This window comes from Halorubrum sp. C191, assembly GCF_002727095.1.
GTDB lineage: Archaea > Halobacteriota > Halobacteria > Halobacteriales > Haloferacaceae > Halorubrum > Halorubrum ezzemoulense.
Map to the genome: position 1 here is coordinate 48,634 of NZ_NHNZ01000230.1, position 23,862 is coordinate 72,495.

The 23,862-nt window shown below is 71.5% G+C and carries 25 protein-coding genes; 14 read left to right on the plus strand and 11 right to left on the minus strand.

Translation table 11 applies throughout. The annotated features are described in order from the left end of the window. The first annotated feature begins 27 nt into the window (after positions 1 to 27). The 3 genes from Z052_RS19345 (at position 28) to Z052_RS19355 (ending at position 3,386) form a co-directional block, all read left to right on the plus strand. The gene (locus tag Z052_RS19345; RefSeq protein ID WP_049930452.1) at positions 28 to 1,029 is read left to right on the plus strand and encodes an ornithine cyclodeaminase family protein; all 1,002 of its coding nucleotides are present in this window, start codon (positions 28 to 30) and stop codon (positions 1,027 to 1,029) included. A gap of 36 nt (positions 1,030 to 1,065) precedes the next feature. Next, positions 1,066 to 1,596, plus strand: a complete 531-nt coding sequence (locus Z052_RS19350; protein WP_094521012.1) for a metallophosphoesterase — start codon at positions 1,066 to 1,068, stop codon at positions 1,594 to 1,596. A 68-nt stretch (positions 1,597 to 1,664) separates the two neighbouring features. Beyond that, positions 1,665 to 3,386 (plus strand): aldehyde ferredoxin oxidoreductase family protein, encoded by a 1,722-nt coding sequence (locus Z052_RS19355; protein WP_094521011.1) that lies wholly within the window; start codon positions 1,665 to 1,667, stop codon positions 3,384 to 3,386. 30 nt (positions 3,387 to 3,416) lie between these two features. Here Z052_RS19355 and Z052_RS19360 read toward each other — a convergent pair whose 3' ends face one another. Together Z052_RS19360 and Z052_RS19365 are read right to left on the minus strand one after the other, a co-directional pair. Beyond that, positions 3,417 to 5,132, minus strand: coding sequence for an ATP-binding protein (locus Z052_RS19360; protein WP_094521010.1), 1,716 nt, complete (start codon positions 5,130 to 5,132; stop codon positions 3,417 to 3,419). Continuing rightward, the gene (locus Z052_RS19365; protein ID WP_049930460.1) at positions 5,129 to 5,839 is read right to left on the minus strand and encodes a DUF5806 family protein; all 711 of its coding nucleotides are present in this window, start codon (positions 5,837 to 5,839) and stop codon (positions 5,129 to 5,131) included. The genes Z052_RS19360 and Z052_RS19365 overlap by 4 nt, the downstream gene beginning before the upstream one ends. Before the next feature lie 90 nt (positions 5,840 to 5,929). On the opposite strand from Z052_RS19365, the gene Z052_RS19370 reads away from it, so the two are divergent. The 4 genes from Z052_RS19370 (at position 5,930) to Z052_RS19385 (ending at position 8,588) form a co-directional block, all read left to right on the plus strand. Continuing rightward, positions 5,930 to 6,298, plus strand: a complete 369-nt coding sequence (locus Z052_RS19370) for a universal stress protein (protein WP_049930461.1) — start codon at positions 5,930 to 5,932, stop codon at positions 6,296 to 6,298. Further along, a complete protein-coding gene (locus Z052_RS19375; RefSeq protein WP_049930463.1) occupies positions 6,295 to 6,891 on the plus strand; it encodes a GNAT family N-acetyltransferase in 597 nt (198 codons plus the stop codon). The genes Z052_RS19370 and Z052_RS19375 overlap by 4 nt, the downstream gene beginning before the upstream one ends. Before the next feature lie 50 nt (positions 6,892 to 6,941). Continuing rightward, the gene (locus tag Z052_RS19380; protein WP_094521009.1) at positions 6,942 to 7,565 is read left to right on the plus strand and encodes an adenylate kinase; all 624 of its coding nucleotides are present in this window, start codon (positions 6,942 to 6,944) and stop codon (positions 7,563 to 7,565) included. A 120-nt stretch (positions 7,566 to 7,685) separates the two neighbouring features. Beyond that, positions 7,686 to 8,588, plus strand: a complete 903-nt coding sequence (locus Z052_RS19385; RefSeq protein ID WP_049930467.1) for a DUF106 domain-containing protein — start codon at positions 7,686 to 7,688, stop codon at positions 8,586 to 8,588. Between the two features lie 60 nt (positions 8,589 to 8,648). On the opposite strand, the gene Z052_RS19390 is transcribed toward Z052_RS19385, so the two are convergent. From Z052_RS19390 to Z052_RS19405, 4 genes are all read right to left on the minus strand, one after another. Beyond that, on the minus strand, positions 8,649 to 9,671 hold the full coding sequence (locus Z052_RS19390) for a carbohydrate kinase family protein (protein ID WP_094521008.1): 1,023 nt from the start codon (positions 9,669 to 9,671) through the stop codon (positions 8,649 to 8,651). Between the two features lie 4 nt (positions 9,672 to 9,675). Next, positions 9,676 to 10,932, minus strand: coding sequence for a DHH family phosphoesterase (locus Z052_RS19395; RefSeq protein ID WP_086219565.1), 1,257 nt, complete (start codon positions 10,930 to 10,932; stop codon positions 9,676 to 9,678). A 75-nt stretch (positions 10,933 to 11,007) separates the two neighbouring features. Next, positions 11,008 to 11,472: a universal stress protein gene (locus tag Z052_RS19400; RefSeq protein WP_049930471.1), complete on the minus strand. Its 465-nt coding sequence runs from the start codon at positions 11,470 to 11,472 to the stop codon at positions 11,008 to 11,010. 120 nt (positions 11,473 to 11,592) lie between these two features. Beyond that, on the minus strand, positions 11,593 to 13,176 hold the full coding sequence (locus Z052_RS19405; RefSeq protein ID WP_094521007.1) for a heme-binding protein: 1,584 nt from the start codon (positions 13,174 to 13,176) through the stop codon (positions 11,593 to 11,595). A 564-nt stretch (positions 13,177 to 13,740) separates the two neighbouring features. On the opposite strand from Z052_RS19405, the gene Z052_RS19410 reads away from it, so the two are divergent. Beyond that, positions 13,741 to 14,346: a PadR family transcriptional regulator gene (locus Z052_RS19410; RefSeq protein WP_049930475.1), complete on the plus strand. Its 606-nt coding sequence runs from the start codon at positions 13,741 to 13,743 to the stop codon at positions 14,344 to 14,346. 36 nt (positions 14,347 to 14,382) lie between these two features. On the opposite strand, the gene Z052_RS19415 is transcribed toward Z052_RS19410, so the two are convergent. Next, positions 14,383 to 15,186: an SDR family oxidoreductase gene (locus tag Z052_RS19415; RefSeq protein ID WP_176450693.1), complete on the minus strand. Its 804-nt coding sequence runs from the start codon at positions 15,184 to 15,186 to the stop codon at positions 14,383 to 14,385. 116 nt (positions 15,187 to 15,302) lie between these two features. Between Z052_RS19415 and Z052_RS19420 the strand changes: the two genes are divergently transcribed. The 4 genes from Z052_RS19420 (at position 15,303) to Z052_RS19435 (ending at position 18,368) form a co-directional block, all read left to right on the plus strand. Next, on the plus strand, positions 15,303 to 15,524 hold the full coding sequence (locus Z052_RS19420) for a hypothetical protein (RefSeq protein ID WP_089308289.1): 222 nt from the start codon (positions 15,303 to 15,305) through the stop codon (positions 15,522 to 15,524). 212 nt (positions 15,525 to 15,736) lie between these two features. Next, complete coding sequence (locus tag Z052_RS19425; protein WP_089308288.1) at positions 15,737 to 16,762, plus strand: ABC transporter substrate-binding protein; 1,026 nt, start codon at positions 15,737 to 15,739, stop codon at positions 16,760 to 16,762. Further along, positions 16,762 to 17,565 (plus strand): ABC transporter permease, encoded by an 804-nt coding sequence (locus Z052_RS19430; RefSeq protein ID WP_049930481.1) that lies wholly within the window; start codon positions 16,762 to 16,764, stop codon positions 17,563 to 17,565. The genes Z052_RS19425 and Z052_RS19430 overlap by 1 nt, the downstream gene beginning before the upstream one ends. Continuing rightward, positions 17,553 to 18,368, plus strand: a complete 816-nt coding sequence (locus tag Z052_RS19435; protein ID WP_094521006.1) for an ABC transporter ATP-binding protein — start codon at positions 17,553 to 17,555, stop codon at positions 18,366 to 18,368. The genes Z052_RS19430 and Z052_RS19435 overlap by 13 nt, the downstream gene beginning before the upstream one ends. 32 nt (positions 18,369 to 18,400) lie before the next feature. On the opposite strand, the gene Z052_RS20685 is transcribed toward Z052_RS19435, so the two are convergent. Both Z052_RS20685 and Z052_RS19440 read right to left on the minus strand, forming a co-directional pair. Continuing rightward, entirely contained in the window at positions 18,401 to 18,574 is a 174-nt protein-coding gene (locus Z052_RS20685) for a hypothetical protein (protein ID WP_167373077.1), read from the minus strand. A gap of 58 nt (positions 18,575 to 18,632) precedes the next feature. Then, positions 18,633 to 18,857 (minus strand): hypothetical protein, encoded by a 225-nt coding sequence (locus Z052_RS19440; protein ID WP_094494510.1) that lies wholly within the window; start codon positions 18,855 to 18,857, stop codon positions 18,633 to 18,635. Between the two features lie 157 nt (positions 18,858 to 19,014). Here Z052_RS19440 and Z052_RS19445 point away from each other — a divergent pair, with 157 nt between their 5' ends. Then, entirely contained in the window at positions 19,015 to 20,175 is a 1,161-nt protein-coding gene (locus tag Z052_RS19445) for a BMP family protein (protein ID WP_089308285.1), read from the plus strand. Beyond that, entirely contained in the window at positions 20,175 to 22,604 is a 2,430-nt protein-coding gene (locus tag Z052_RS19450) for a methyl-accepting chemotaxis protein (RefSeq protein WP_099289376.1), read from the plus strand. Before Z052_RS19445 ends, Z052_RS19450 begins: the two co-directional genes overlap by 1 nt. Before the next feature lie 71 nt (positions 22,605 to 22,675). On the opposite strand, the gene deoC is transcribed toward Z052_RS19450, so the two are convergent. Next, positions 22,676 to 23,323: a deoxyribose-phosphate aldolase gene (gene deoC, locus Z052_RS19455; RefSeq protein WP_094521004.1), complete on the minus strand. Its 648-nt coding sequence runs from the start codon at positions 23,321 to 23,323 to the stop codon at positions 22,676 to 22,678. 198 nt (positions 23,324 to 23,521) lie between these two features. Beyond that, the gene (locus Z052_RS19460) at positions 23,522 to 23,854 is read right to left on the minus strand and encodes an Hsp20/alpha crystallin family protein (RefSeq protein WP_099289377.1); all 333 of its coding nucleotides are present in this window, start codon (positions 23,852 to 23,854) and stop codon (positions 23,522 to 23,524) included. Positions 23,855 to 23,862 lie beyond the last annotated feature (8 nt).

Here is a 23,862-nt window from a genome sequence, read left to right on the forward strand (position 1 = left end):
TAGTCCCCGCGCCACGAGTGGCCGACTATGACGGAGACCCTGTTCCTCACTAGCTCCGAGGTCGACGACCTCGCGGACCCAGCCGACTACGTCGCCGCCGTGCGCGACGCGTACCGACAGGTGGGCGAGGGAGCGCCCGCCGAGCCGCGGACGAAGCTCCTCAACCGCGAGCCGCCGGGCATGCTCACCACCTACGCCGCCCTCCTCCCGGAGACGGGCGCGATGGGCGGGTACACCTACTCGGCGGGGTTCGGCGCGGGCGACGCGTGGTTCATGACGCCGCTGTTCGACGCCGAGTCGGGCGAACCGCTCGCGCTGCTCGACGGCGCGTCGATGAACCCGTTCAAGACCGGCGCCGCGGGCGCGGTCGCGGTCGACGCGCTCGCCCGCGACGACGCGACCGAGCTCGCCGTGATCGGCAGCGGCGCGCAGGCGCGCGGACAGGTCGCGACGACCGCCACGGTCCGCGAGTTCGAGGCGGTCCGCGTCTTCTCGCCGACCCGCGAGAACCGCCAGGCGTTCGCCGCCGACTTCGGCGACCGGCTCGCCGCCGACGTGACCGCGGTCGAGAGCGCGAGCGCCGCGCTGGCGGGGGCCGACGTGGTCATCACCGCGACGACCGCCAGCGACCCCGTGATCGCCGACGCCGACGTGGAGCCGGGGACTCACGTCACGGCGATGGGCCAGTACCACCCGGAGAAGAACGAGCTCCCGCCCGAGCTCGTCGCTCGGGCGACGTACGTCCCCGACCTGAGGGCGCGCGCGACGCAGGACGCCGGCTCGTACCTCGCCGCGGTCGAGGCCGGCCTGATCGAGGCGGGCGAGGGGATCGCCGCCGACCTCGGCGCGGTCGTCGCGGGCGACCACCCCGGCCGGGCGAGCGACGACGCGGTGACAGTCTTCGACTCCGGCGGCACCGGCGTCGAGACGGTCGCGGCCGCGCACATGCTGTACGAGCGCGCGAGCGAGAAGGGTCGGGGGCAGACCATCGACTTCGCGCCCGCGAGCGAGGCGCTGACTGGCGAGTAGGCGGGGGTTGAAGTGGCGCGCCGCCGACCGGCCGGTATGCTGATCGGCATCGTCTCAGACACGCACGACGACTCGGCCGCGGTCGAGGCGGCCGTCTCGCTGTTCGAGCGCGAGGGGGTCGACGCGGTCGTCCACTGCGGCGACTTCGTCGCGCCCTTCTCAGTGACCCCGTTCAACGCCGACTTCGCGTTCCACGCGGTCCGCGGGAACAACGACGGCGAGTGGGCGGTCGAGTCAACCGTCGAGGAGTTCGGCACCTACCACGGCGAGGCTGCCGCGCTCTCGTTCGGCGACGGAGACGGAGCGGGTGACGCCGTCGACGTCGCGGTCACCCACGGCACGAGCGACCTCGTCGTCGACGCGCTCGTCGACTGCGGCGACTACGACTACGTGCTCCACGGGCACACCCACGCGCACGGCGCCGAGGCGCGCGGCGGGACCGTCCGGGTGAACCCCGGCGGGCTCCCGATCCCGGTCGACGGCGCGGACGACGCGTTCCGCGTGGCGACGCTCGACACGGCGGCCTCCGGCGTCGACGCCGTGACCCACCACGTCCTCGACCGCTGACGCCCCGTGGTAACGGACGCGCCGCTCGCACCCCGAGTTTTATCGCCGCTCGCTCGCTCCGTACGTCCATGAGACACGCACAGGGCCCGCTCCTCACGATCGACCTGACGGAGCGGACCGCGTCGACGACCCGGATCGACGACCGGCTGGCGTCGTTCGTCGGCGGCCGCGGGCTCAACACGTCGCTCGCGTACGACCGGATCCCGTTCGACGCCGACCCGCTCGGCCCGGAGAACCGCCTCTTCCTCTCGACGGGTCCGATGCAGTACTCGACGACCTCCTACACCGGCCGGATGGCCGCCACGGCCGTCTCGCCGCTCACGAACGGCCTCTGCTCGTCGAACGCTGGGGGATTCCTCTCGCGGAACTTCACCGGCGCGGGGTACGCGGCCGTCGAGATCACGGGCGTGAGCGACGACCTGCTCGCGGTCCACGTCCGCGAGGTCGGGCCGGACGGCGAGCCGGACGTGACCTTCGAGGCGGTCGACGACCTGGAGCAGGCCGAGGTGTCGGCGGTCTCCGATCGGTTCGCCGAGACGCACGACCTCGGCCCCGAACACGTCGCCTGCGTCGGGCCCGCGGGCGAGAACGAGGTCCGCTTCGCGTCGGTCATGACCTCCGACACCCGGGCGTTCGGCCGCGGCGGGCTGGGCGCCGTCCTCGGTGCGAAGGGCGTGAAGGCGCTCACGTTCGCCGGCGACGCGGACGCCGAAATCGAGGTCGACTGGCCCGACGAGGCGGCCGAGGTCCACCGCGAGGCGGCCACCTCCGACTCGATCATGAAACGGCAGGGGACGACGAGCGTGACGGAGCTGGCGAACGAGGTCGATGCCCTCCCGTCGTACTACTTCGCGGAGACCTCCTTCGAGGGCGTCGAGGGCATCTCCGGCGACCGCGTCGAGGAGAAGAAGTACGAGAAGGGGACCTGTTCGCAGTGCGCGTTCGCCTGTAAGCTCCCCACCCGCGACGAGGCGACCGGCGTCGAGACGGAGGGCCCGGAGTTCGAGACGGTGATGGCGTTCGGCTCGAACGCGGGCGTCGACGACGTGGTCGACGTGATGCGCGCCAACGAGCTGTGCGACGAGCTCGGGATGGACACCATCTCCTGTGGCGACGTCGTCTCCATGTTCTTAGAGAGCGAAGACGAGTTCGGCAACGCGGACCTCGTCCGCTCGCTCGTCGAGCAGATCGCCTATCGCGAGGGCGTCGGCGACAAGCTCGCGGAGGGCGTCCACCGCGCACACGAGGAGTTCGGCGCGGACGACTGGACGGTCAAGGGGATGGCCTTCTCCGGCCACGACGGCCGCGCGCTCAACGGGCAGGGACTCGCGTTCGCGACCGCGAACCGCGGCGCGGACCACATGTACGGGGAGTTTTACCCCTACGAGTACCCGCTCGTCGACCCCGACGAGGCGTTCGACCCGCAGGGCCTCGACGGGAAGCCGCCGAAGCTCGTCGCGAAGGAGAACCGCAACGCGGTCCTCGACTCGGCGGTGGTCTGTAAGTTCTCGCGGGGAACCGTGACCGACGACCGGCTCGCGGCGCTGCTCGACGCCGACTACGACGACCTCCAGTCGCTCGGCGCCCGGGTCGTCGAGTTAGAGCGCGCGTTCAACAACGCCCGCGGCTTCGACCGGAGCGACGACACGCTCCCGTACGCCGACGCCATCGACGGGTTCGACGCGGCGCTCTCCGAGTACTACGCGCTCCGCGGCTGGAACGACGACGGCACCGTCCCGGGGCACGGCGACGGGCTCGACCCGGCCGGCGCGGCGCCCGCCGACGACTGACGGGCGCGCTCGGCCCGCGCCTCCGCCCGCCTACCCGTCGCCCGGGTCGAGGTCGACGCCGCGGAACTCGAACCGGGCCCCGCCGGCCTCGCTCTCGGCGAGCTCGACCGCCCAGCCGTGCGCCTCCGCGACCTCGGCGACGATCTTCAGTCCGAACCCGGTCCCGTCGTGGTCCGTCGTCACGCCCGCCTCGAACACCTCTCCGCGGTCTTCGGGGTCGACGCCGGGGCCGTCGTCTTCGAGGTAGAAGCCGTCGTCGAGCGCCCCGACCGTGACCGCCACGTCGGGTCCGGCGTGGGCGACCGCGTTGGCGATGAGGTTCTCGAGGGCCTGTCGCAGGCGGCTGCGGTCCGCGGCGACGACGGCGTCCGTCTCGACCGCGATCGTCGCCGACTCGGTGTCGACGGTCTCCCAGCACTCCGCGACGAGGTCGGGCAGCGCGACGGGCTCGGTCTCGTCGATGCTGGCGCCCTGCCGCGCCAGCGCGAGCAGGTCCTCGATGAGCACGTCCATCCGGTCGAGCGAGCGCTCGACCGCGCCCAGCTCCTCCACGTCGACCGACTCCTCCGCGAGCCGCTCCGTGACGATCTCGAGGTTTCCAGTGGCGACGTTGAGCGGACTTCGGAGGTCGTGCGACACGAGGCTGGCGAACTCCTCTAACCGGTCGCGCTCGCGCGCGATCTCCGCCTCGCGCCGCCGGAGCTGCCGCTCGCGCTCGATGCGGACCAGCACCATCGTCACCGTCGCCGCCCAGATGCGCGCCACCGCGAGGTCGGAGTCGTCGAAGGCCTTCGGGGCCGTCGCGCCGACGTTCAACACGCCGTACCGCCCGAGCGGGACGACGAGCTCGCTCCGGATCGTGGCGTCGTCGCTGTGGCGGTCGGGGTCGTCGTGGACGTCCGCGACGTACGTCGGCTCGCCGCTCTCGAAGACCTCCCAGGTGATGCTCGGCTCGTCGGCCGCGAACGTCGGATGCTCGCCGACGACGTCGTCCGCGGTGTCCGTCCAGACGATCGGTTCGAGCGCGTTTTCCCGCTCGTCGTACAGCCATATCGCGGCGATCGGGTGGCCCAGCACGTCGTCGACGTACGACACCGCCGCCTCGGCGGCCGTCTCCCTGTCGGTCGTCTTCAGCAGCTCTCTGGTCGCCTCGTGGAGGGATTCGAGCGTCTTCGTGCGGCGCTGGAGCGCCAGCCGCCGCGTTCGCTCGTTCGTGACGTCGATCGCCGTGACGACCGCGTACGGGTCGCCACCGATCTCGAACGGGCCGACGCTGACCCGAACCGGGACGAGGACGCCGTCCCCGCGGCGCACGGCCAGTTCGAACCCGTCCGCCATCGACCGCGCCTCACCGGCGCGCGTCGTCTCGATCAGCGCCGTCACGTCGTGTCGAGACCCGTCTCGTTCGGCTCTCGCCTCCTCGCCGCTAAGGGGGGCACTCTCCTCGCCGTCTCCGGGTGCGCTCCCCTCGGCACCCCCCGGCGCAACCCCCTCCGCGTCTCCGGCTGCGCCCGCTTCGCCGCCGTCTCGGTCGGCGACGGAGGGCGGCGACGCGACGCGTCCCCAGTCCAGTTCGGTCGGATCCTCGAAGACGTCGCCGATCGCTCGGCCGGAGAGGTCGTCCGGATCGAGCCCGAACACTGTCTCAACGCTCGGCGTCCCGGCGTGGACGACCCCGTCGCCGTCGACGACGAGGGTCGGGTCGGGCGTCGCGTTGATCGCTTCCGGAAAGTGGTCCATGGTCACTCTTCTGCCGGCTCGTGGACGTGGCCGCACTCGGGGCAGCGCACCTCCTCGCCCCGGAGGTCGGCCGAGGAGGCTCGCACCTCGCGCATCACCTCGCTGATCCTGTCTTCGGCCTCCAACTCGTCGGCGACGGCGAGGTCGACGCCCTCGACCTCCAGGAGGAACTTCGCGACCTCGGTCACCTCGTACATCATCTCGTCTAAGTCCTCGGCGGTGAAGAACCCGGACATCGCGCCGTAGAGAAACGTCGCCCCCGCCTTCGTCACCTTCTCCTCGAAAGAGTAGCGCGCCTGGTTCACCGCCTGCGGCGTGTACGTGTCGGTCATGAAGGGGATGAGCTCCGGGAGGTTCTCGCCGATCTTCGTCATCTCGACGCCGGTCTCCGTCCGGAAGTCGGCGCAGAGCCGGGCGATCGCCCACTCGCGGGCGGTGATGTACGTCCGGTCGCGGAGGAACTCGTTGACGCGCTCGTAGCGCGCGCCGTCCATCTTCTTGAACCGCTCGTACTTGCGGACATCCCGCGGCACGTCGTCGGTCGCGTCCGCCTCGTCTCCGGACGCCCCCGACGCCCCGGCGGTCGTCTCCGCGTCCGGTTCGTCGCCGGCGTGCGGATCGGGGTCGCCGTCGTCGTCGGAGGGTGACCGGTCCGTGGCGGCGTCGCCGGTCCCGTCGGCCGAGTCGGCCGTCGAGCCGGAGGGATCGCTCATACGTGCGACACTCCGCGGGCGAACAAAAGCCTTGTCGGTGGCGGTCCGCTCGGAGATCCACTTTTGTACCGTCGCGTGGAGGGGTTGGGCATGAAGGTGCTCTGCGGGATCGGCGGCAGCGACGACTCGTTCCGCGCGCTCGACCGGACGGTCGAGCGCGCGGCGGTCGCGAGCGACGACCTGACGATCGCGGTGGTGGACAACGAGGACTCCTCAGTGTCCCCCGACGAGGTCGTCGAGCGCGCCGAGGCGGCGGTCGAGGAGGCGGCGATCGACGCGGAGGTGCGGCGCGTCGAGGGCGACCCCGGGAGTCGGCTGGTGGACATCGCCGAGACGGAGGGGTTCGAGGAGATCGTCTTGGGCGGCGGACACACGAGTCCGATGGGGAAGATCACGATCGGGTCGATCGCGGAGTTCGTCCTGTTGAACGCCAAGACATCGGTCACGCTGGTCAGATGAGCGATCGAGGCTACCCGGACGCGGTGGCGGACGAGTTCCCGCCGCCGCCGACCGCGTTCACCGACCGCGAGGACCGCCGGATCGAGGTCCGGCCGTACGAGGGCGACCCGGCGGCCAGGGAGTCGCTCGTCGAGATGTACGACGCCTTCGACCCGGCGGACCGCGCGCAGGGGATCCCGCCCGGCGGCGAGGAGCGCATCCGCGAGTGGCTCGACGCCATCCTCGCCGACGACTGCTACAACGTGATCGCCTGGTGCGACGACGCGGCCGCCGGCCACGCGACGCTCGTCCCCGACGGCGACGCCTACGAGCTGGCGATCTTCGTCCATCAGGAGTACCAGCGCGCCGGGATCGGCACCCACCTCATCCGCGGACTGCTCGGCCACGGGCAGGCGAACGGCGTCGAGAAGGTGTGGCTCACGGTGGAGCGGTGGAACCGCGCCGCCGTCTCCTTGTACAAGAAGATCGGCTTCGAGACCTCCGACGCCGAGAGCTTCGAGCTGGAGATGGGGCTGCGGCTGCGCGCCGACGGGGAGACGGCCGCGGAGGGAGACGCGTCCGCGACCCCCGACGAGTCCGACGCCGACGAGTAGGGTTGGCCGGAATCTTCAAGCCTTTAGGGGCGGCCCGCGACCGCTCCGATATGAGTCACCGAATTCTGCTGCTGGGGGCGCCGGGTGCCGGGAAAGGGACGCAGAGCGCGAAGCTGGCCGACGCGTACGGCGTCGAGCACGTCACGACCGGCGACGCGCTCCGCGCGAACAAGGACATGGAGACGGAGTACGGCACGCCGCGCTCGTTCATGGAGGCGGGCGAGCTGGTGCCGGACCCGGTCGTCAACGAGATCGTCGAGGCCGCGATCGGCGACGCCGACGGGTTCGTCCTCGACGGCTACCCGCGCAACCTCGATCAGGCGGAGTTCCTCTCGGAGATCACCGACCTCGACGCCGTCATCCTCCTCGACGTCGACGAGGAAGTGCTCGTCGACCGGCTCACCGGGCGCCGCGTCTGCGACGACTGCGGCGCGAACTACCACGTCGACTTCCAGCCGCCCGAGGAGCCGGGCGTCTGCGACGAGTGCGGCGGCGAGCTGATCCAGCGCGAGGACGACACCGAGGAGACCGCCCGCGAGCGGCTCGACGTGTTCTACGACAACACCGAGCCCGTGATCGACCACTTCCGCGACGAGGGCGTCCTCGTCGAGGTCGACGGCGAGGCGACCCCGGACGAGGTCTTCGCTCGGATCCGCGATGTCGTCGAGAGCTAATCCGCCGCGTGGCCGGGAGCCAATCCGCCGCGTGGCCGGGTGTCAGTCCGACCGGCGCCGGGGGCCGACCGAGCGACGATCCTACAAGGTTCTTAACCGTCGACCGCTAACCGGCCGCTAATGAGCAAAGTCGAACGGCGAGTCCGCTCGCTGGTCCGCGAGGACGGTGAGATGCGGGACGCCATCGAAACCGTCCTCGACAACGCTAGCGGCGGCGAGGTGCGTTGGGTCGACGTCCGCGACCAGATCACCAGCGGACAGTGGGGCCGGCTCATCGAGAAGGAGATCCTCGTCGACGGCGAGGAGGGCTTCGCGCTTGCCGACCGCGACGACATCGAGGCCGGGATGGAGGACGACTCGGGCGGCGGCGACGTTGAGACGCCGGAGACGACCTCTTGGTCGAAGTGGGATAAGCTGGCCGGGCTGGCGACGCTCGGCGCGTTCGTCGGCTACGCGGTCTCGCCGGTCCGGAACGCGATCGCCGGCGGCATCGACGTCGTCCTCGGCCCCCTTCTGAACGTCGTCCCCTTCTACGTCGTCATCATGGTCATCGCGCTCGGCACGGGGATGTACTCGACGCTGCTGCGCGCCGGGCTCATGGACATGGAGAAGATGGGCGCGTACCAGGAGCGGATGAAGGACATCCAGGAGCGCCGGAAGGAGGCCGAGAAGCGCGACGATGACGAGGCGCTCGACGAGATCCAAGAAGAGCAGATGGAGGCGATGGGCGACCAGCTCGGCATGTTCAAAGAGCAGTTCCGCCCGATGGTGTGGATCATGTTCCTCACCATTCCGGCGTTCCTCTGGATGTTCTGGGTGATCGGCTACCGCGGGTCTGAGGCCGCGTACCCGGCCGTCGCCGCCCAGGAGCTCGTCGTCCCGCTCGCGGGCACCGTCACCTGGGACACGGGGATCGTCGGCCCGATCCAAATGTGGATCCTCTGGTACTTCCTCTGCTCGATGGCGTTCACCCAGCTCGTCCAGAAGAGCCTCAACATCGAGATGTCGCCGTCCGCCTCGTAGGCAGCGCCGCGCTCTCCGCCGCTCCCCCTCCGTTTCCCTTCGACGCCGCCGTTCTCCCTCTCACTCCCGTTCCGCGAGGAGCGCTTCCACCTCCTCGCGCGACGGGATCGACCCCATCCCGCCGACCGACCGGACCGAGAGCGCGGCGGTCGCGTTGCCGAACGCGACCGCCTCGCGGAGCGCCTCCGCGTCGGCTCCGGACTCAGACTCGGCACTCCTCGCGAGCCGCGAGAGCAGGCCCGCGGTGAACGCGTCGCCGGCGCCGGTCGCGTCGACCGCCTCCGCCGGGAACCCGTCGTGCCGGACCGTCGTGGCCCCCCATGGCGCGTCGTCGGTACTGACCGCGAGCGCGCCGTCGCGGCCGAGCGTGACGACGACGGTGTGGGGGCCGAGCGCGAGCAGGTCGCGGGCCAGTTCCCCGCCCTCGCTCGTCGACAGCCCGGCCGCGGCGGCGTCCTCGTCGCTACACAGCACGACGCCGCTCTCGGCGACCGTCTCGCGGACCGCGGTCGACGCCGCCTCCGCCGTCTCCGGCGGCACCAGATCGGAGCGGTAGTTCACGTCGAACGAGACGGGACACCCGGCGGCGGTCGCCGCCGAGCGGAGCTCGCGGGTGGCCGCCCGCCCCCGCAAGTGCGTCAGCGCCACGCCGCCGAGGTGGACCCACGGCGGCGCGCTCGCGCCCCCCGGCGACGCCGCGCCGTCGTCGCCCGTCAGCGCCTCGGTCGGGACTGCGTCCGGGTCGAACCCGAACGTCGCGTCGCGGTCGCCGTAGAAGGAGAACCGCGGCCCGCCTTCGCCGGGCGGCGACACCACGGCGAGCGTCGTCTTCCCCTCGACGCGCTCGACGTGCGTCTCCGGAATCTCCGCCGCGGCGAGCGTCTCGGCGAGGAAGTCGCCGAACGCGTCGTCGCCGAGGCGCGTCCAGAACGCCGGCGGCGAGCCGAGCCGCGCGAGCCCGACCGCGACGTTGGCGGGCGCGCCGCCGGGCCGGTGGGCGTAGCTGTCGACCTCCCGCAGCGTCTCCACGGAGTCGGGCACGAAGTCGACGAGCGTCTCTCCGGCGACGAAGATGCCGGCCATTGTCCTACTCGGCCGCCGCGGCCTCGTCGGCGCCGCTCGCCTCGGCCTCGACTTCCTCGGCGACGGCCTCGAACGCCGCGAGGATGACGCGCTTACACGCCTGTCCCTCGGTGCTCCAGTGGTGGGCGTAGTCCAGCATGTCGTCGTAGATGTCGGGCTTACAGCCCGCCGCCTGCGGGTGCCCGCCGCCGTTCACTCGGCCGGCGACCTCGTGGGCGTGCCGGAAGTCGTCCGACCCCCGGATCGAGGCGGAGCCGGCGGGCTTGACGATCACGGCGGCGTCGGCCCCCGCCTCGCGGAGGCGCTCCGCGACCTCGTTCTGCGAGCAGCGGCCGTAGGTGACCGCGACGCGCCAGTCGCCGACCTCATGCGTGACCGCGCGGTCGACCGCGAGGTCGATGCGCGCCTCCTTCTCGACCCGGCGCTCCGCGACGAACGACCGCACCGTCTCCGGGAGGTCGACGCCGTACGCGCCGACGACGGCCGCGTACTCCTCGGCGCCGGCCCAGTAGGAGTAGTCGGCGAGGTCGTCGGAGCGAGGGTCCTCCTTGAGCCAGAGGTCGTGGTCGCGCGTGACCTCGGCGAGCTCGGCCCAGCGGTCGTCGAAGGCGTAGTCGAGCGACCGGAGCGTCACGTCGGCGGTACACTCCTCGTCCGACTCGCCGACGACGAGGTCGACGCCGGCCTCGCGGACCGCGTCGGCGGTCTCGTCGTCCCACTGGTGGTGGTCGAACCACCGGATCGCGTCGGTCGAGTCAGCCAGCTCCGTTAACGGCTCCGCGATCCACTCGTAGTCGTCGGGGCAGAGGTCACAGACGAACAGGTCGATCCCGTCGTCGGCGTACTTTTCGACGCGTTCGAGCGCGGTGTCGATCGAGTACGGCCCCGCCGAGACCAGCCCGACCGGGGACTCGGCGTGGGCGTCGCCGAGGGGGTCGTCGTCGCCCTCCCCCTCGTCGTCCGCCGCGGGCTCGTCCGGCTCGTCGCTCCCGCTCTCGCCTTCGAGCCGGGCCGCGACGGCGTCCTCGAAGGGTCCGACGTCGAGGGCGGCGTCGTACGCCTCGCGGATCATCGCGGCGCAGGCGAGACCGTCGGCGTCGCCGTCGGCGATCACGACCGCCTCGCTGCCCTCGATCGCCTCCCTCGCCCGCCGCTCCGCGCGTTCGTCGTCCAGCGAGTCCGGGTAAAAGAAGCCCTTCCCCGGCAGCTTCGTGTACCGCGACCGGGGGGCATCCCCCGTCTCGATGAGGTCGTCGTCCATACCGTCGAGGCGGGCGGCAGCCGGAAAACTCCGCCGCTCTCGCGGCGAGCGGCGGTCGCGTCGCCTTCGCGACGCTCAGATCGTCGTCCGCCGAGGGTCCTCGTCGGTCAGCTGTCGGACCGTCAGCACCGGGACCGGGCAGGTCCGGACGACGCGCTCGGCGACGGAGCCGATGAGAAAGCGGTTCTCGCCGTGGCGGCCGCGGGTGCCCATCGCGACGAGGTCCGCGTCGGCAGACCGGGCGTACGCGTCGATCTCCGAGGCCGGACGGCCCTCGCGGACCTCGATGGTCACGTCGAGGTCGCCGTCGCGGTCGTGGGCCGCGTCCGCGACGCGGTCGAGCGCGTCGCTCCCCTGATCGTCGAGCGCGTCGCGGAGGTCCTCCCGGACCGTGTCGGGCGACGACTCCACCTCGCCGGCGTCGACGACGTACACCGCGTGGACCTCGGCGTCGAACCGCGCCGCCACGTCGACCGCGACCGAGACGGCCCGTTGAACGCTGTCGGAGCCGTCGGTCGCGACCACGATGGTGTCGAACATGACCACCCGTTCGCCGCAACGACACCTAAAACCCGGCGGTCGGCGGAAGCGCACGCGGTCGGCGGACACGCCGACGGTTCGCCGCCGACTATGTCTAAAATCCTCGCCAGTCGGGCGCCGCTACGCCAGGAAGACGTGGCGCGGGCGGTCGGCGAGCACGTCGCGGCCCCACTGGACGGTCTCGGAGAACTCGTCGGAGCGGAAGAAGCCCATCGCGTCCTCCTTCGCGTTCCACTGGCTGGCGATGAACATGTCGTTCTCGTCTTCGGTGTTCACCATCAGGTCGGTCTCGACGTGGCCGTCCATCTCGGCGAGCAGGTCGCCCACGTCGTCGAAGGTGTCGACGAACTCCGTCTGGTAGTCGGGCTTGACGGTGTAGAACATCCCCATCGTGCCGAAGCCGGACTCCTCGCCGGCGCGGGCGACGATGTCGGGCAGCTCCGAGAGGAACCCCGCCGCGGTCTCCGCCGCCGACGCGGTGTCCCAGATCGAGACGACGGCGGCGCGGTCGGTGTGGCGCCCCTCGTACACCGCGGTCTTGACGTGGGTGCCGTAGTGGTCGAAGTTGCCGCGGAGCCCCTCGACCTCGTCGAACAGCTCGTCCACGTCGGCCTCGCTGTACAGCACGGTGGCGTACACGTCCTCGCCGTGCGGCTTCCCGGCGTAGATGTCGAGGTCGGCGAGCTCGCCGCGGATATCCTCGTCCGAGGCCCCGCCGTCGCCCTCGTCCTCGCCGTGGGGGTGGTCGCCCTCGCCGCCGGCCTCCCCCTCGCCGTGGGGATGGTCGCCGTGCGCGGAGCCGCCGCCCGCACCCGAATGGTCGTGGCCCTGACCGTGGCCGTGCGCGTCGTCGCCGTGACCGCCCTCGCCGTGACCGCCCTCGCCGTGCGGGTGGCCGGCGCTGTCCTGCTCGGGGACGCGCCCGGTCGGGACCGACTCGCCGCCGAGGAAGGCGTCGAGGTCGCGCGGCGGGAACCGCCGGCCGACGTAGAAGTCGCCGAACTCGCCGTAGCGGGAGGAGGCCGGGTCGAACCGCATCTCGTAGACGATGTCCTTGATGTCGGTCGGGTCCGCGCCGAACAGCGTGACGCCCCACTCGTGGTCGTCGAAGCCGACGGAGGAGGCGATCACCTGCTTGATCTTGCCCGCGTACTCCTTGCCGACCTCGCCGTGGCCCGCCATCAGCTCGGCGCGCTCCTCGAAGTCGAGGTCGTACCAGTTGTGTTCCTCGCCGCGGCGCTTGCTCATCGGGTAGAAGCTGACGTACTCCTCGTCGGGGATGTCGGGCTTCAGCTTGCCCTCGATGTACCGCTTGAGCCCCTCGTCGACGGCGTCGGCGCCCTCCTCGAAGTAGTCGTCCGAGACGTAGCCAGACACCTCTGTGACGGAGACGTAGGAGGTCTCGCGCTCGGTGAACTTCGCGAGCGCGGTGTCCTCGAAGCGGCGCTCGATCGCGGAGAGGTCGTCGAGCGACGGCCGGAAGTGGAGGAAGAGGAGGTCCGCCTTGTGCCCCAGCACCGAGAACAGCGCCGACTCGCCGTCCTCGGCGTCGGCGACCAGCTCGCGGTGTTTCAGGAAGGCCTCGCCCTCCTCGATCGCTCGCTGCCGCTCAGACTCGGGCGCCTCGCGCCAGGCGTCCCAGTCGATCGATCGGAAGTCGTGCAGCGAGAACCACCCTTCGGCGGTCTGTGGAGCCTCGACCATACGTCGGGTTCGGGCCGCGCGACTTAGGGGTTTGCGGGTCGTCCCGACGCGCTGTAATCCGTCGGCTCGTCCCCGGTCGTGCCCGAGTCGAAGCCGGCACCAGTGGTTTCGAAGCCCCAGCCGCTCGGCAGTACGTGAGTTCTTATAACCGGTCGATCGGCACGAACATCCCGAAGCCCCAGTCGGGAGGCGGTCGCACGCTCGCCGCGCTCCTCGTCACTCACTCCGTTCGTTCCTGCGGTGCTCGCGTCGCCTGCGGCCGCCTCCCGACTGCCCCTTCGAGTCCCGCCCGCGACCGCACCTCACACCTCCCCAGCCTCGTCGGGCGCGTCTTCGGGCTCCCGCCGGTCGCCCTCGTCGCGCCCGACCCCCTCGCGCGTGCTCCTCGCGGCCAAGGGCCGCTCGCAGGCACGCGCCACCGCGATTCATATTATTAGCGCATCACACCCGCCCCCGTCCGCTCGGGTCATCGACGCCCGCGAACCGCTCCGGTCGTCGCGACTCGCGCCGCTCGCCGTCGCCGTGACCGAAACCCTTTCGACGCGACCCCGAAAAGTCGGGACGATGCGGAAAAGCGGCCCGCCGAAAGGACTGATCTCGTACCTCGTCTTGGAGCTGCTCGACGAACGCCCGCGATACGGGTACGAGCTGCTCGGCGAGATAACCGAGATCAGCGGCGGCCACTGGGAGCCCTCCTACGGCTCCGTCTACCCGATCCTCTACAAGTTCGAGGAGGAGGGCGTCGCCGAGCGCGTCGAGCGCGCGGACGAGCCCGACCGCAAGTACTTCGCGCTCACCGACGCGGGCCGCGAGGAACTCGCCGAGAAGCGCCGCGAGATCGGCGGCGAGGCGCGGGACTTCGGCGACGTGGTCCTCGGCTTCTACCACCTGTACGCCGCGCTCGCCACAGACGGCCGGTTCGAGGTCGACGACGCGGACGCCGACTGGGCGTTCTCGGAGCGGTACAGCGCGTGGATCGTCGAACAGATGATCCGCCACCACGAGCGCGACTTCGGCGAGTTCGAGCGGATCGACGCCTCCCCAGACGAGTTCTACGCGCGGGCGGACGATGCGGACGCGCCGTCGGAGTCCGGGGGCGCCCCCGGCGAGGCCGAGACCGCGGACGACGCGGAGGAGTCGGAGGGGGCGTCCGGCGCGGCCGACGACTGATTCCCTGGTCGGCGGTGAGCGGCGACGCCCCGCGACTCACCGGTGAAGCAGCCGCCACAGGAGTCCGCCGGGGAGCCCGGCGCGGACGAGCCGGTCGTACAGCCGGCCGGGGAGGACGCGACTGAGCCGCGGTAGCCACCGCGCTCGGCGGCTCACCCGATACCGCGTTCGCGGTCGGTCGGCGGTCGTCGCCGTCACCACGCGCTCGACGACGGTCTCGACGTCCGTGGCCGCCGGGGAGTACCCCTCGAACGCGCGGTAGGCGGCGGCGTACGGCCCGTCGCCGTCGGCGGCCTCGACCGCGGCGGCCGCCCGCTCGTTGAAGCCGGTCCGGACGGGACCGGGCTCGACGAGCGCCACGTCGACCCCGCGGGGCGCGACCTCCCGGCGGAGCGCGTCGACGTAGCCGTCGAGCCCCGCCTTCGCGGCGCTGTACGCGCCGTGGTACGGCAGCGCGACCGACCCGACCATCGACCCGACGACCACGACCCGTCCGCCGCGCTCGCGGAGCGTCGGGAGCGCCGCGGAGACGGTCACGTGGACCGCGGTCAGGTTCGTCTCTAGCTGTCGCCGGAACGCCTCGGCCGAGGCGTCCTCGACTGCCGCGATCTCGTAGCCGCCGACGCAGGAGACGACGGTGTCCAGGGGACGGTCGGCGAGCAGGTCGCGGACGGCGGCCTCGTCGCGGAGGTCGACGACGGCGGTCTCGACCGCCTCGGGCAGGTCGGCGAGCCCGTCCGCGTCGCGGTCGACGCCGAGCACGTCGTGGCCGGCGGCGGCGAGCGAGCGCGCGACGCCGCCGCCGATCCCGCCCGCGGCCCCCGTCACGAGAACGTCCATGACGGGCAGTGCGCGGCGCCCCCAGTAGACGGTGGCGGTTCGCGGCGCCGGCTCCGGGGGCCCGTCTCGACCCGCCGCCCGAAGGCATATATCCGCCACGGGCGATTGTCGGCGTAATGTCCACCAACGAGCCGTCCGTCCCGATCGTGTGCGACGAGTGCGAGACGGAGACCCGCGTGCCCCTCGACGACCTCGCGGACGCGCTCGATAAACACAACGACCAGAAACACGGCGGCGAGGCCGTCGCGGAGGTCGATCCGGCGATCAAAGACCGGCTCGCCGACCTCGTCGCCGAGGACTTGGGGCTGTTCGACGAGGAGCCGGCCGAGGGGGCGTGAGCGCCGCCGCGAGCGACCACCGGGAACCGGAGCGCTCGGCGGCACGCGCCAGCAATATTTGCGTCGTTCGGTGACGAGTGTTTTCGCAGTATCTCCGGTATACGGGGCTTTGAACCCTCGAAACGCCACTTCCGTCGTCTTCCGCCGTCACCGGAACGCGCTTCCGTTGCTGGTGACGCGAGAGTGTTGCCCGCGGGGCCGCTTCCGTAGGTATGTACGACTCAACGCGGACAGCGTCGCGGCGGTCGTTCCTCGCGGCCGCGGGCGGAACTGCGACGGTCGGCCTCGCCGGCTGCCTCGGCGGCGGGAGCGGCGGGCTCGACGAGATCACGGTCGCGCACATGCCGATCTACCCCGACCTCCAGTGGTACGTGATGGAGGGCGAGGGATACTTCTCCGAGGTCGACGCCGAGGTCACCGGCCAGGAGTTCGGCAACGGCCCCGACATCGTTCAGGCGCTCGGCGGCAGCGACATCGACATCGCGATGTTCGGAATCGTGCCCGCGATGATCGCGATCGACCGCGGTATCGCCGCGCGGGTGACCGCCGCGAACATCCGGGAGCCGATGGGGATCATGGCCGAGTCCTCGTTCCACGAGACGTTCGAACAGCAGGGCGCCGACGCGTTCGCGGCGTGGGAGGAGGAGCAGGGCGAACCGTTCACCTTCGGCACGTTCCCGCAGGGGAGCGTCCCCGACGTGCTGTTGCGCTTCTGGCTCCGCGATGTCGGCGTCGACCTCGCAGCGAACGACAGCGTGGAGATCATCGAGATCAGCGGGGCGAGCTCCGTCTGGCAGGCGATTGCCAACGACGAGATCGACGGCACCTCGATCATGGAGCCGGTGCCGACCATCGCGCAGGCGGAGGGGTCGTCGGTGGAGATGCTGCGGACCGCCGCCGAGGTCCTCCCCGGCCAGCCCGCCGCGGTCACCCTGATGAGCGACGAGGTCCGGGACTCCCCGATCGCGGCGCAGTTCCTCGAACAGCACGTCCGCGCGACCGACTTCATCGAGGAGAACCCCGACGCGACCGCGGGCCACGTCGAGGAGGGAATCGGGATGCCAGTCGACCGCGCGCGGAAGGCGCTCGACTCGCCGCTGTCGAACTTCATCACCGACCCCGCCGAGATCACGGACGCGACGCAGGTGTTCGCCGAGTTCGCGGCCGATAACGGCCAGACCGACGAACAGCTGTCGAACGACCAGATATTCGACCTCGGGGTGTACGACTCGCTCTGATGGCGACCGAAACCGCATCGCGCGTCGACGAGGACGGCGCGTTCGCCGGCGTCGGGCTCGGAGACGGGCGGCGGCTCCTCCGGGGCGCCGCGGGGGTCGTCGGGTTCCTCCTCGTCTGGCACGCCGTCTCGCTCACCCAGGATCCGTTCGTGCTCCCCTCGCCGGTCGCGGTCGCCGGGGCGTTCGCCGGCGAGCTCGCGTCGGGAGACATGACGACGGCGCTGTATCAGAGCGTCCGCCACTGGATCCCCGGTACCGTCGCCGGAACGGGCCTCGGCGTGGCCGCCGGCGTCGCGTTCGCTTGGAGCGGCCTGCTGGACGACCTGACGGCGCCGCTCGTCCGCACCCTGCGCCCCGTCCCGCCGCTCGCGCTGATCGGCTTCGCGATCGCCTGGTTCGGGATCAACGACTGGGGCGCGGCGTTCATCATCGCGGTCGGCGCGTTCTGGATCAACTTCTACGCGGCGTACGGCGCCGTGGAGGGCGTGAGCGAGGACCTCCTCGACGTGGGGCGGACCCTCGGCGTCCGCGGCGACCTCGACGCGGTCCGGTCGATCGTCCTGCCGGCGTCGCTGCCGGGGATCATGACCGGGATCCGGACCGGACTGGGACGGTGTTGGATGCTCGTCGTCGCCTCGGAGATATTCGGCGTCCCCGGGGTCGGCCGCGAGATCATCCGCGCCAGCAACAACCTGCGCGTCGACCGGGCGATCGCGTACATCCTCGTGTTGAGCCTGATGTACCTGCTCGTCGACGTCGCGTTCCGCGCGGTCGAACGGAGGGCGTTAGCGTGGCGGGCGTGAACGGAGACGGCGCGGCCGGACGCGACGGGGAGACTCCCCCCACCGCGGCGGCCAGCGTCGCGCTCGACGGGGTCGGGAAGACGTACCCCGGCGACGGCGAGGACGGCTCGGTGCGCGCGCTCGACGACGTGTCCTTCTCGGTCGCCGACGGGGAGTTCGTCTGTCTCGTCGGCCCGTCCGGCTGCGGGAAGACGACGCTGTTCCGGGTCGTGGCCGGGCTGACCGAGGCGACCGACGGTCGCGTCCTCCTCGACGGCACCGAGGTCACGGGGCCGACGACGGACATGGGCGTCGTCTTCCAGGAGTACCACCTGTTCCCGTGGCTCACGGTCGAGGAGAACGTCGGGTTCGGGCTCGAACGGAGCGACCGATCGGCCGCCGAGCGCGAGGCGCGCGTCGACGAGATGCTCGACCTCGTCGGGCTGACCGAGTTCCGCGGCGCCTACCCGAAGTCGCTGTCGGGCGGGATGAAACAGCGCGTCGCCATCGCCCGGTCGCTCGCGGTCGACCCGGACCTGCTGCTGATGGACGAGCCGTTCGGCGCGGTGGACGCTCAGACCCGCGAGATGCTCCAGCGGGAGCTACTCGACGTGTGGGAGTCGACGGGGAAGACCGTCCTCTTCGTCACGCACGACGTCGCGGAGGCGGTGACGCTCGCCGACCGGGTCGTCGTGATGGCCGCCGAGCCCGGCCGCGTCCGCGAGGTCGTCGATGTCGACGTCGAGCGCCCGCGCGACCGCGGCGACGCCGCATTCGCGGAGTACGTCGGCCGCGTGCGAGAGCTGATCGGCGCCCACCCGTAGCCCCGTCCCCTTCGCGCCCGGCGCCTCACACCCTACTCCTCGCCGTCCGCCTGATCCTCGACGCTCGCCGACAGCTCGTCCACGTGGGTACGGAGCATCGCGAGCGTCGCGTCCGCGTCGGCGTACCCCTCGTCGTAGTCGTCGAAGGCGGCCGTCGCCCGGTCGAGAAATCGCTCTACCGCCGCGTCGGTCGGCTCGTCGGTCATGAGTCACGCTCCGCCGGCGAGCGGTTTATGTCTCCCGGCGGGGAGCGCGCGGCGACCGTCAGCGCCGACGGAGGGCGTACGTCGTGTAGCCGACCGCGACGACGAGCGCGCCGTACAACAGCGTTCCGAGCAGGGCGGGCGACGCGGTGACGTACTCGCCGAACGGGTCGGTCAGCGCCAGCACGGCCACGATGAGCGCGGCGGAGATGGCGATCCCGACCGCGCCGAACGCCTTGAACGCCGCGTCGAGGTCGAATCCACGCGATCCCGGTTGGTGGCTCATACCCCTTCGTACGCGCTCAGGTTATAAATCCGTCCGACTGGATTCTCAGCCTCGGGGAACGGTGGTGACCGGACCGCCGGGGCTGTGAGCGCGGTTTACTATTATCATTGATAATTTGCTCCGAGGCGTTTTAGCCCTCGGTCGAAACCGGTGCGACATGACGCAGACGGGACCCACGACGCTCTCTCGACGGCGGCTCGCCGCCGGTCTCGGGGGGGCTGTGGCGGGCGCGCTGGCCGGGTGCCTCGGCGACGAGGCCCCCGGTTCGGCGTCGATAGACACCGGCAACGACGAACCGGCGGACGACGAGGCCGACGGGGGAGACGCGATCCGGAACGCGGCGGACGCCAGCGCGACGGTCGGGATGATCTACGCGCTCGGCGGGCTAGACGACCGGTCGTTCAACGACGCCGCGAACCGGGGCATCCAGCGCGCGCGCCTCGATCACGACGTGGCGTTCGCGAACGAGGAGCCGACCTCGATCCCGGAGTTCGAGACCGCGCAGGACGCCCTCTCGTCGTCGACCGATCCCGCCTACGACCTGATCTGCTGTATCGGCTTCCTCCAGGCGGACGCGCTCTCGACGGTCGCGGGCGAGCACCCCGACCAGCGGTACGCAATCGTCGACTCGGTCGTCGACCGCGACAACGTGGCGAGCTACGTGTTCCGCGAACACGAGGGGTCGTTCCAGGCCGGCCACCTCGCCGGGCTGGTGACGGACCGCGACGTGTCCGTCGGCGCGGGGTCGACCGTCCCCGACGAGCGGACCGTCGGCTACGTCGGCGGCGTCGACTCGCCGCTCGTCCGCAAGTTCGAGGCCGGCTACCGCGCCGGCGTCGACCACGCGACCGCGGACGTGTCGGTGCTGTCAACGTACCTCGGCGCGTTCGACGACCCCGAGGGCGGGTACGCCGCCGCCGCGGAGATGTTCGAACAGGGGGCCGACGTGGTGTACCACGCGGCCGGCGGGAGCGGACTCGGCGTGTTTCAGGCGGCCCAGGAGTACGGCCGGTACGCGATCGGCGTCGACTCCGACCAGTCGCGCAGCAACCCGCGGTACGCCGACGTGATCCTCGCGTCGATGGTGAAGCGGGTCGGCACCGCGGTGTACGACGCCGTCGAGGAGACGATCGACGACGACCTCGCCACCGGCTCCACGACGGCGCTCGGGCTCGCCGAGGACGGCGTCGCGCTCGTCTACGGTACGACGCTCGGGCCGGTGATCCCCGACGACGTGCGCGCCGCGATCGTCGACTCCGGCGAGCGGATCGTCGCCGGCGACCTGTCGGTCCCCACGGACCCGGAGGCGGTGAACTGATGGCACCCGACTCGTTCGAGCGCCTCGTGCGCGCGGTCGGGCGGCTCCTCCCGAACGCGGTGCGCCGCCGGTACGCCGCGAAGTTCGCGCTGGCGTTCCTCGTGGTCGCGGCGGTCGTCGTCGCCGGGGGCGCGTTCACCTACCTCCAGACCGAACAGACCGTGGAGTCGGACACGACGACGCAGCTCGCCGAGACCGGCGGCCTCCAGGCCGACGCGATCGGGTCGTGGACCGAGCGGATGAGCACCGAGACGCGGTCGATGTCGGCGGCCGACGCGCTCCGGTCCGACCGGCGCGCGCCGGCGTACGTGCTGTTGAAAGACCAACTGCTCTCCGAGGACATCGTTAGTATCCACCTCGTCGACGCGGCGCAGGACCGGGTCGTCGCCAGCACCGAACGCCCCTTAGAGGGGCGCGCGCCGAGCGACCTCGACACGCCGTGGAGCGACGCGGACGTCCCCGAGGGGGTCGGCGAGGACGACCGGGTCTGGCGGTCGGACCGCTCGTACCGGTCGCCCGTGCTCAACGACCGCCCGGTGATGGCGTTCGCCAGCTCGGTGCCGCGGGCCGACGGCCGGTACCTCGTCGTGGTCACCCGCATCCAGCCGCAGCTCGAACGCATCCAGAACAGCGACACCGGGGAGGAGACGATGATCCTCAACGCCGCCGGGCAGACCGTCCTCGACATCGACGGCACGGTCGACGAGGCGGAACACGCCGACAGCGTCGAGGCGATCCGGGAGGGCAACGCCACGACCGCGACGCGGATCGGCGACGGTCAGGTCCACGCGTACGCCTCCGTTCCCGACACCGACTGGGTGGCCGTCACGAGCGTCGACCAGTCGACCGCGTTCGCCGTCCGCAACGACGTGGGGAACTCCGTGCTGCTCCTCATCTTCCTCACGCTCGCGTCGCTGGGCGTCGTGGGCGCCGTCCTCGGAACTCGAACGGTGCTCCCGCTCTCGCGGCTCCGCAACCGCGCCGAGCGGATCGAGTCGGGGGACCTCGACGTCGACCTGTCGACCGGACGGATCGACGAGATCGGCCGCCTGTTCAGGAGCTTCGGGGAGATGCGGGACTCGCTTCGGGACCGGATCGCCGAGGCCGAGACCGCCGCCGACGAGGCCGAGGCGGCCCGCGAGGAGGCGGAGGCCGTCACCCGCGACATGGAGGCGCGTGCGGCCGACTACAGCGAGGTGATGGGCGCGGTCGCGGACGGTGACCTCACGCGCCGGATGGACCCGGACGCGGACCGCGAGGCGATGCGCGAGATCGCCGAGGAGTTCAACGACATGGTGGCCCAGCTGGAGCGGACTACCGCGCGGGTCGCCGCCTTCGCCGGCGAGGTCGACGGCGCGAGCGCGGAGCTCGCGGCCGGCGCCGACGAGGTCGAGACCGCGAGCGGGACCGTCAGCGAGCAGATCCAGGAGATCGCCGACGGCGCGATCAGTCAGGACGAGCGCCTCGACGAGGTGAGCGACGAGATGAGCGACCTCTCCGCGAGCATCGAGGAGGTCGCCTCGTCCGCCGCGTCCGTCGCGGAGACCGCCGAGGCCGCCGCGGAGCGCGGCGAGTCCGGCCGCGAGGCCGCCTCGGAGGCGCTCGACGAGATGGACGCGATCGAGGCGCGCTCCGCGGCCGCGGTCGAGCAGATGGAGGCGCTCGACGAGCGCATGGACGAGATCGACGAGGTGGTGGAGTTCATCACCGACGTGGCCGAGCAGACGAACATCCTCGCGCTGAACGCCTCGATCGAGGCCGCCCGCGCCGGCGAGGCCGGCGAGGGCTTCGCGGTCGTCGCCGACGAGGTGAAAGAGCTCGCGGAGGAGACGCAGGAGGCCGCCGCCGAGATCGAGTCGCAGATCGCGACCGTCCGCGAGGAGACCGACGCGACGGTCGATGACATCCGCGAGACAAACGAGCGGATCGACGAGGGGGCGGACACCGTCCGCGAGGCCTCGTCGTCGCTCGAAGCGGTCGTCGACGCCGTCGAGGAGACGAACCACGGCGTTCAGGAGATCAGCGAGGCGGCCGAGGACCAGGCGCGGTCGACGCAGCGCGCGGTCGAGGGCGTCGAGGACGTCGCCGAGGTGAGCGGGGAGGTCGCCGCCGGCTCCGAGCAGGTGTCCGCCGCCGCAGAGGAGCAGACCGCGACCGTCGCCACCATCGCGGAGAACGCCGACCGGCTCCGGGGACAGGCCGAGTCGCTCTCCGAGTCGGTCTCCACCTTCGATGTCGACGTCGACCCCGAGGAAATCGAGGGCGCGGAGTCCGACGGCGTCGACGGGGCCGAGGGCGACGACGCGGTCGGAGGCGACGAGCGACGCGACGCCGGGAACGGGACCGTCGGGGACGCCGACGGATCGCCGTCCGGTGACGGGCTCGCCGCCGACGGCGACGGGCGCCCCCCGTCGTCGGACGAACGTTAGCCCTGCTTCGGGCTCGCTATTGACGAACGAGCGCGAGGGCGACCTTTCGACTGCGTACCGACGAACGAGCGTTACTCCCCGCTCTCCGGGTGTCCCTCGACGATAGCCACGCCGGACGACGCGCCGATCCGCACCGCGCCGGCGTCGAGCATGGCCGTCGCCTCCTCGTAGGAGCCCACGCCGCCGGAGGCCTTCACGGGAAGGTACTCGCTCATCAGCTCCACGTCGGGGACGGTCGCGCCGCCGTCGGCGAACCCGGTCGACGTCTTCACCATGTCGGCGTCGGCGGCGACCGCGGCCTCGCACGCGCGGCGCTTCTCGGCGTCGTCGAGGAGGGCGGTCTCGATGATCACCTTCACCGGGACGGGCACGGCCGCGACGACGTCCGCGAGCTCGTCGGCGACCGCGCCGCCGTCGCCGGCCTTCAGCCGGCCGACGTTGATCACGAGGTCGACCTCGTCCGCGCCCGCCTCCCACGCCGTGACCGCCTCGTCGCGCTTGACCGTCGGGTCGTGTTGCCCATGCGGGAACCCCACCACGGTGGCGATCGCCGCGGGCTCTGCCTCATACTCGGCCGCTTCGGCGACGTAGCACGGCGGGATACACGCGTTCATCCCGTGCGCGGCGGCCTCGTCGAGAACGGTCCGCACGTCGTCCCAGGTCGTCTCCGGACCGAGGACGGTGTGGTCGATGCTGGCGGCGAACTCGTCGCGGTTCATGGGTCGACCGTCGCGCGCGGCAGTAAAAGGCGTGCGGGGTCGGCGCGACCGACTTGACGACCGGTCGCTCCGGCACGAACGGGAGCGCGTTCGGAACAACGCGGGAACGGAACTCGCGGGGAGGGGGCCCGGCGCGATGCCGGTCCGTCGCGACTACGGGGCTCGGAGACCGAGGGTCGCGGGCCGAGCGCGGCGGCGTCAGCTCTCGATCTCGATCTCCGTGCCGCTGACGGCGCTCTCGACGGTCACGGGGAGCCGCACCGTCAGGATGCCGTTCCGGTATTCGGCCTCGATACCGTCCTCGTCGATCGCCTTCGGGAAGCGGAACCGACGGTGGTACGTCCGCCGGGTCCCGCGGTGTTCGTCCTCGTGTTCGCCGGCGACGTTAAGCACGCCGTCGTTCCACGAGGCGGTGATCTCCGACGGGTCGAACCCCGGAAGCTCGACCGACAGGACGAACTCGCCGTCCTCCTCGTACAGTTCGTAGTCGTTGCTACCGGATTCGAACAGTCTGCTCGGGACGCTCTTCAGTAGACTGG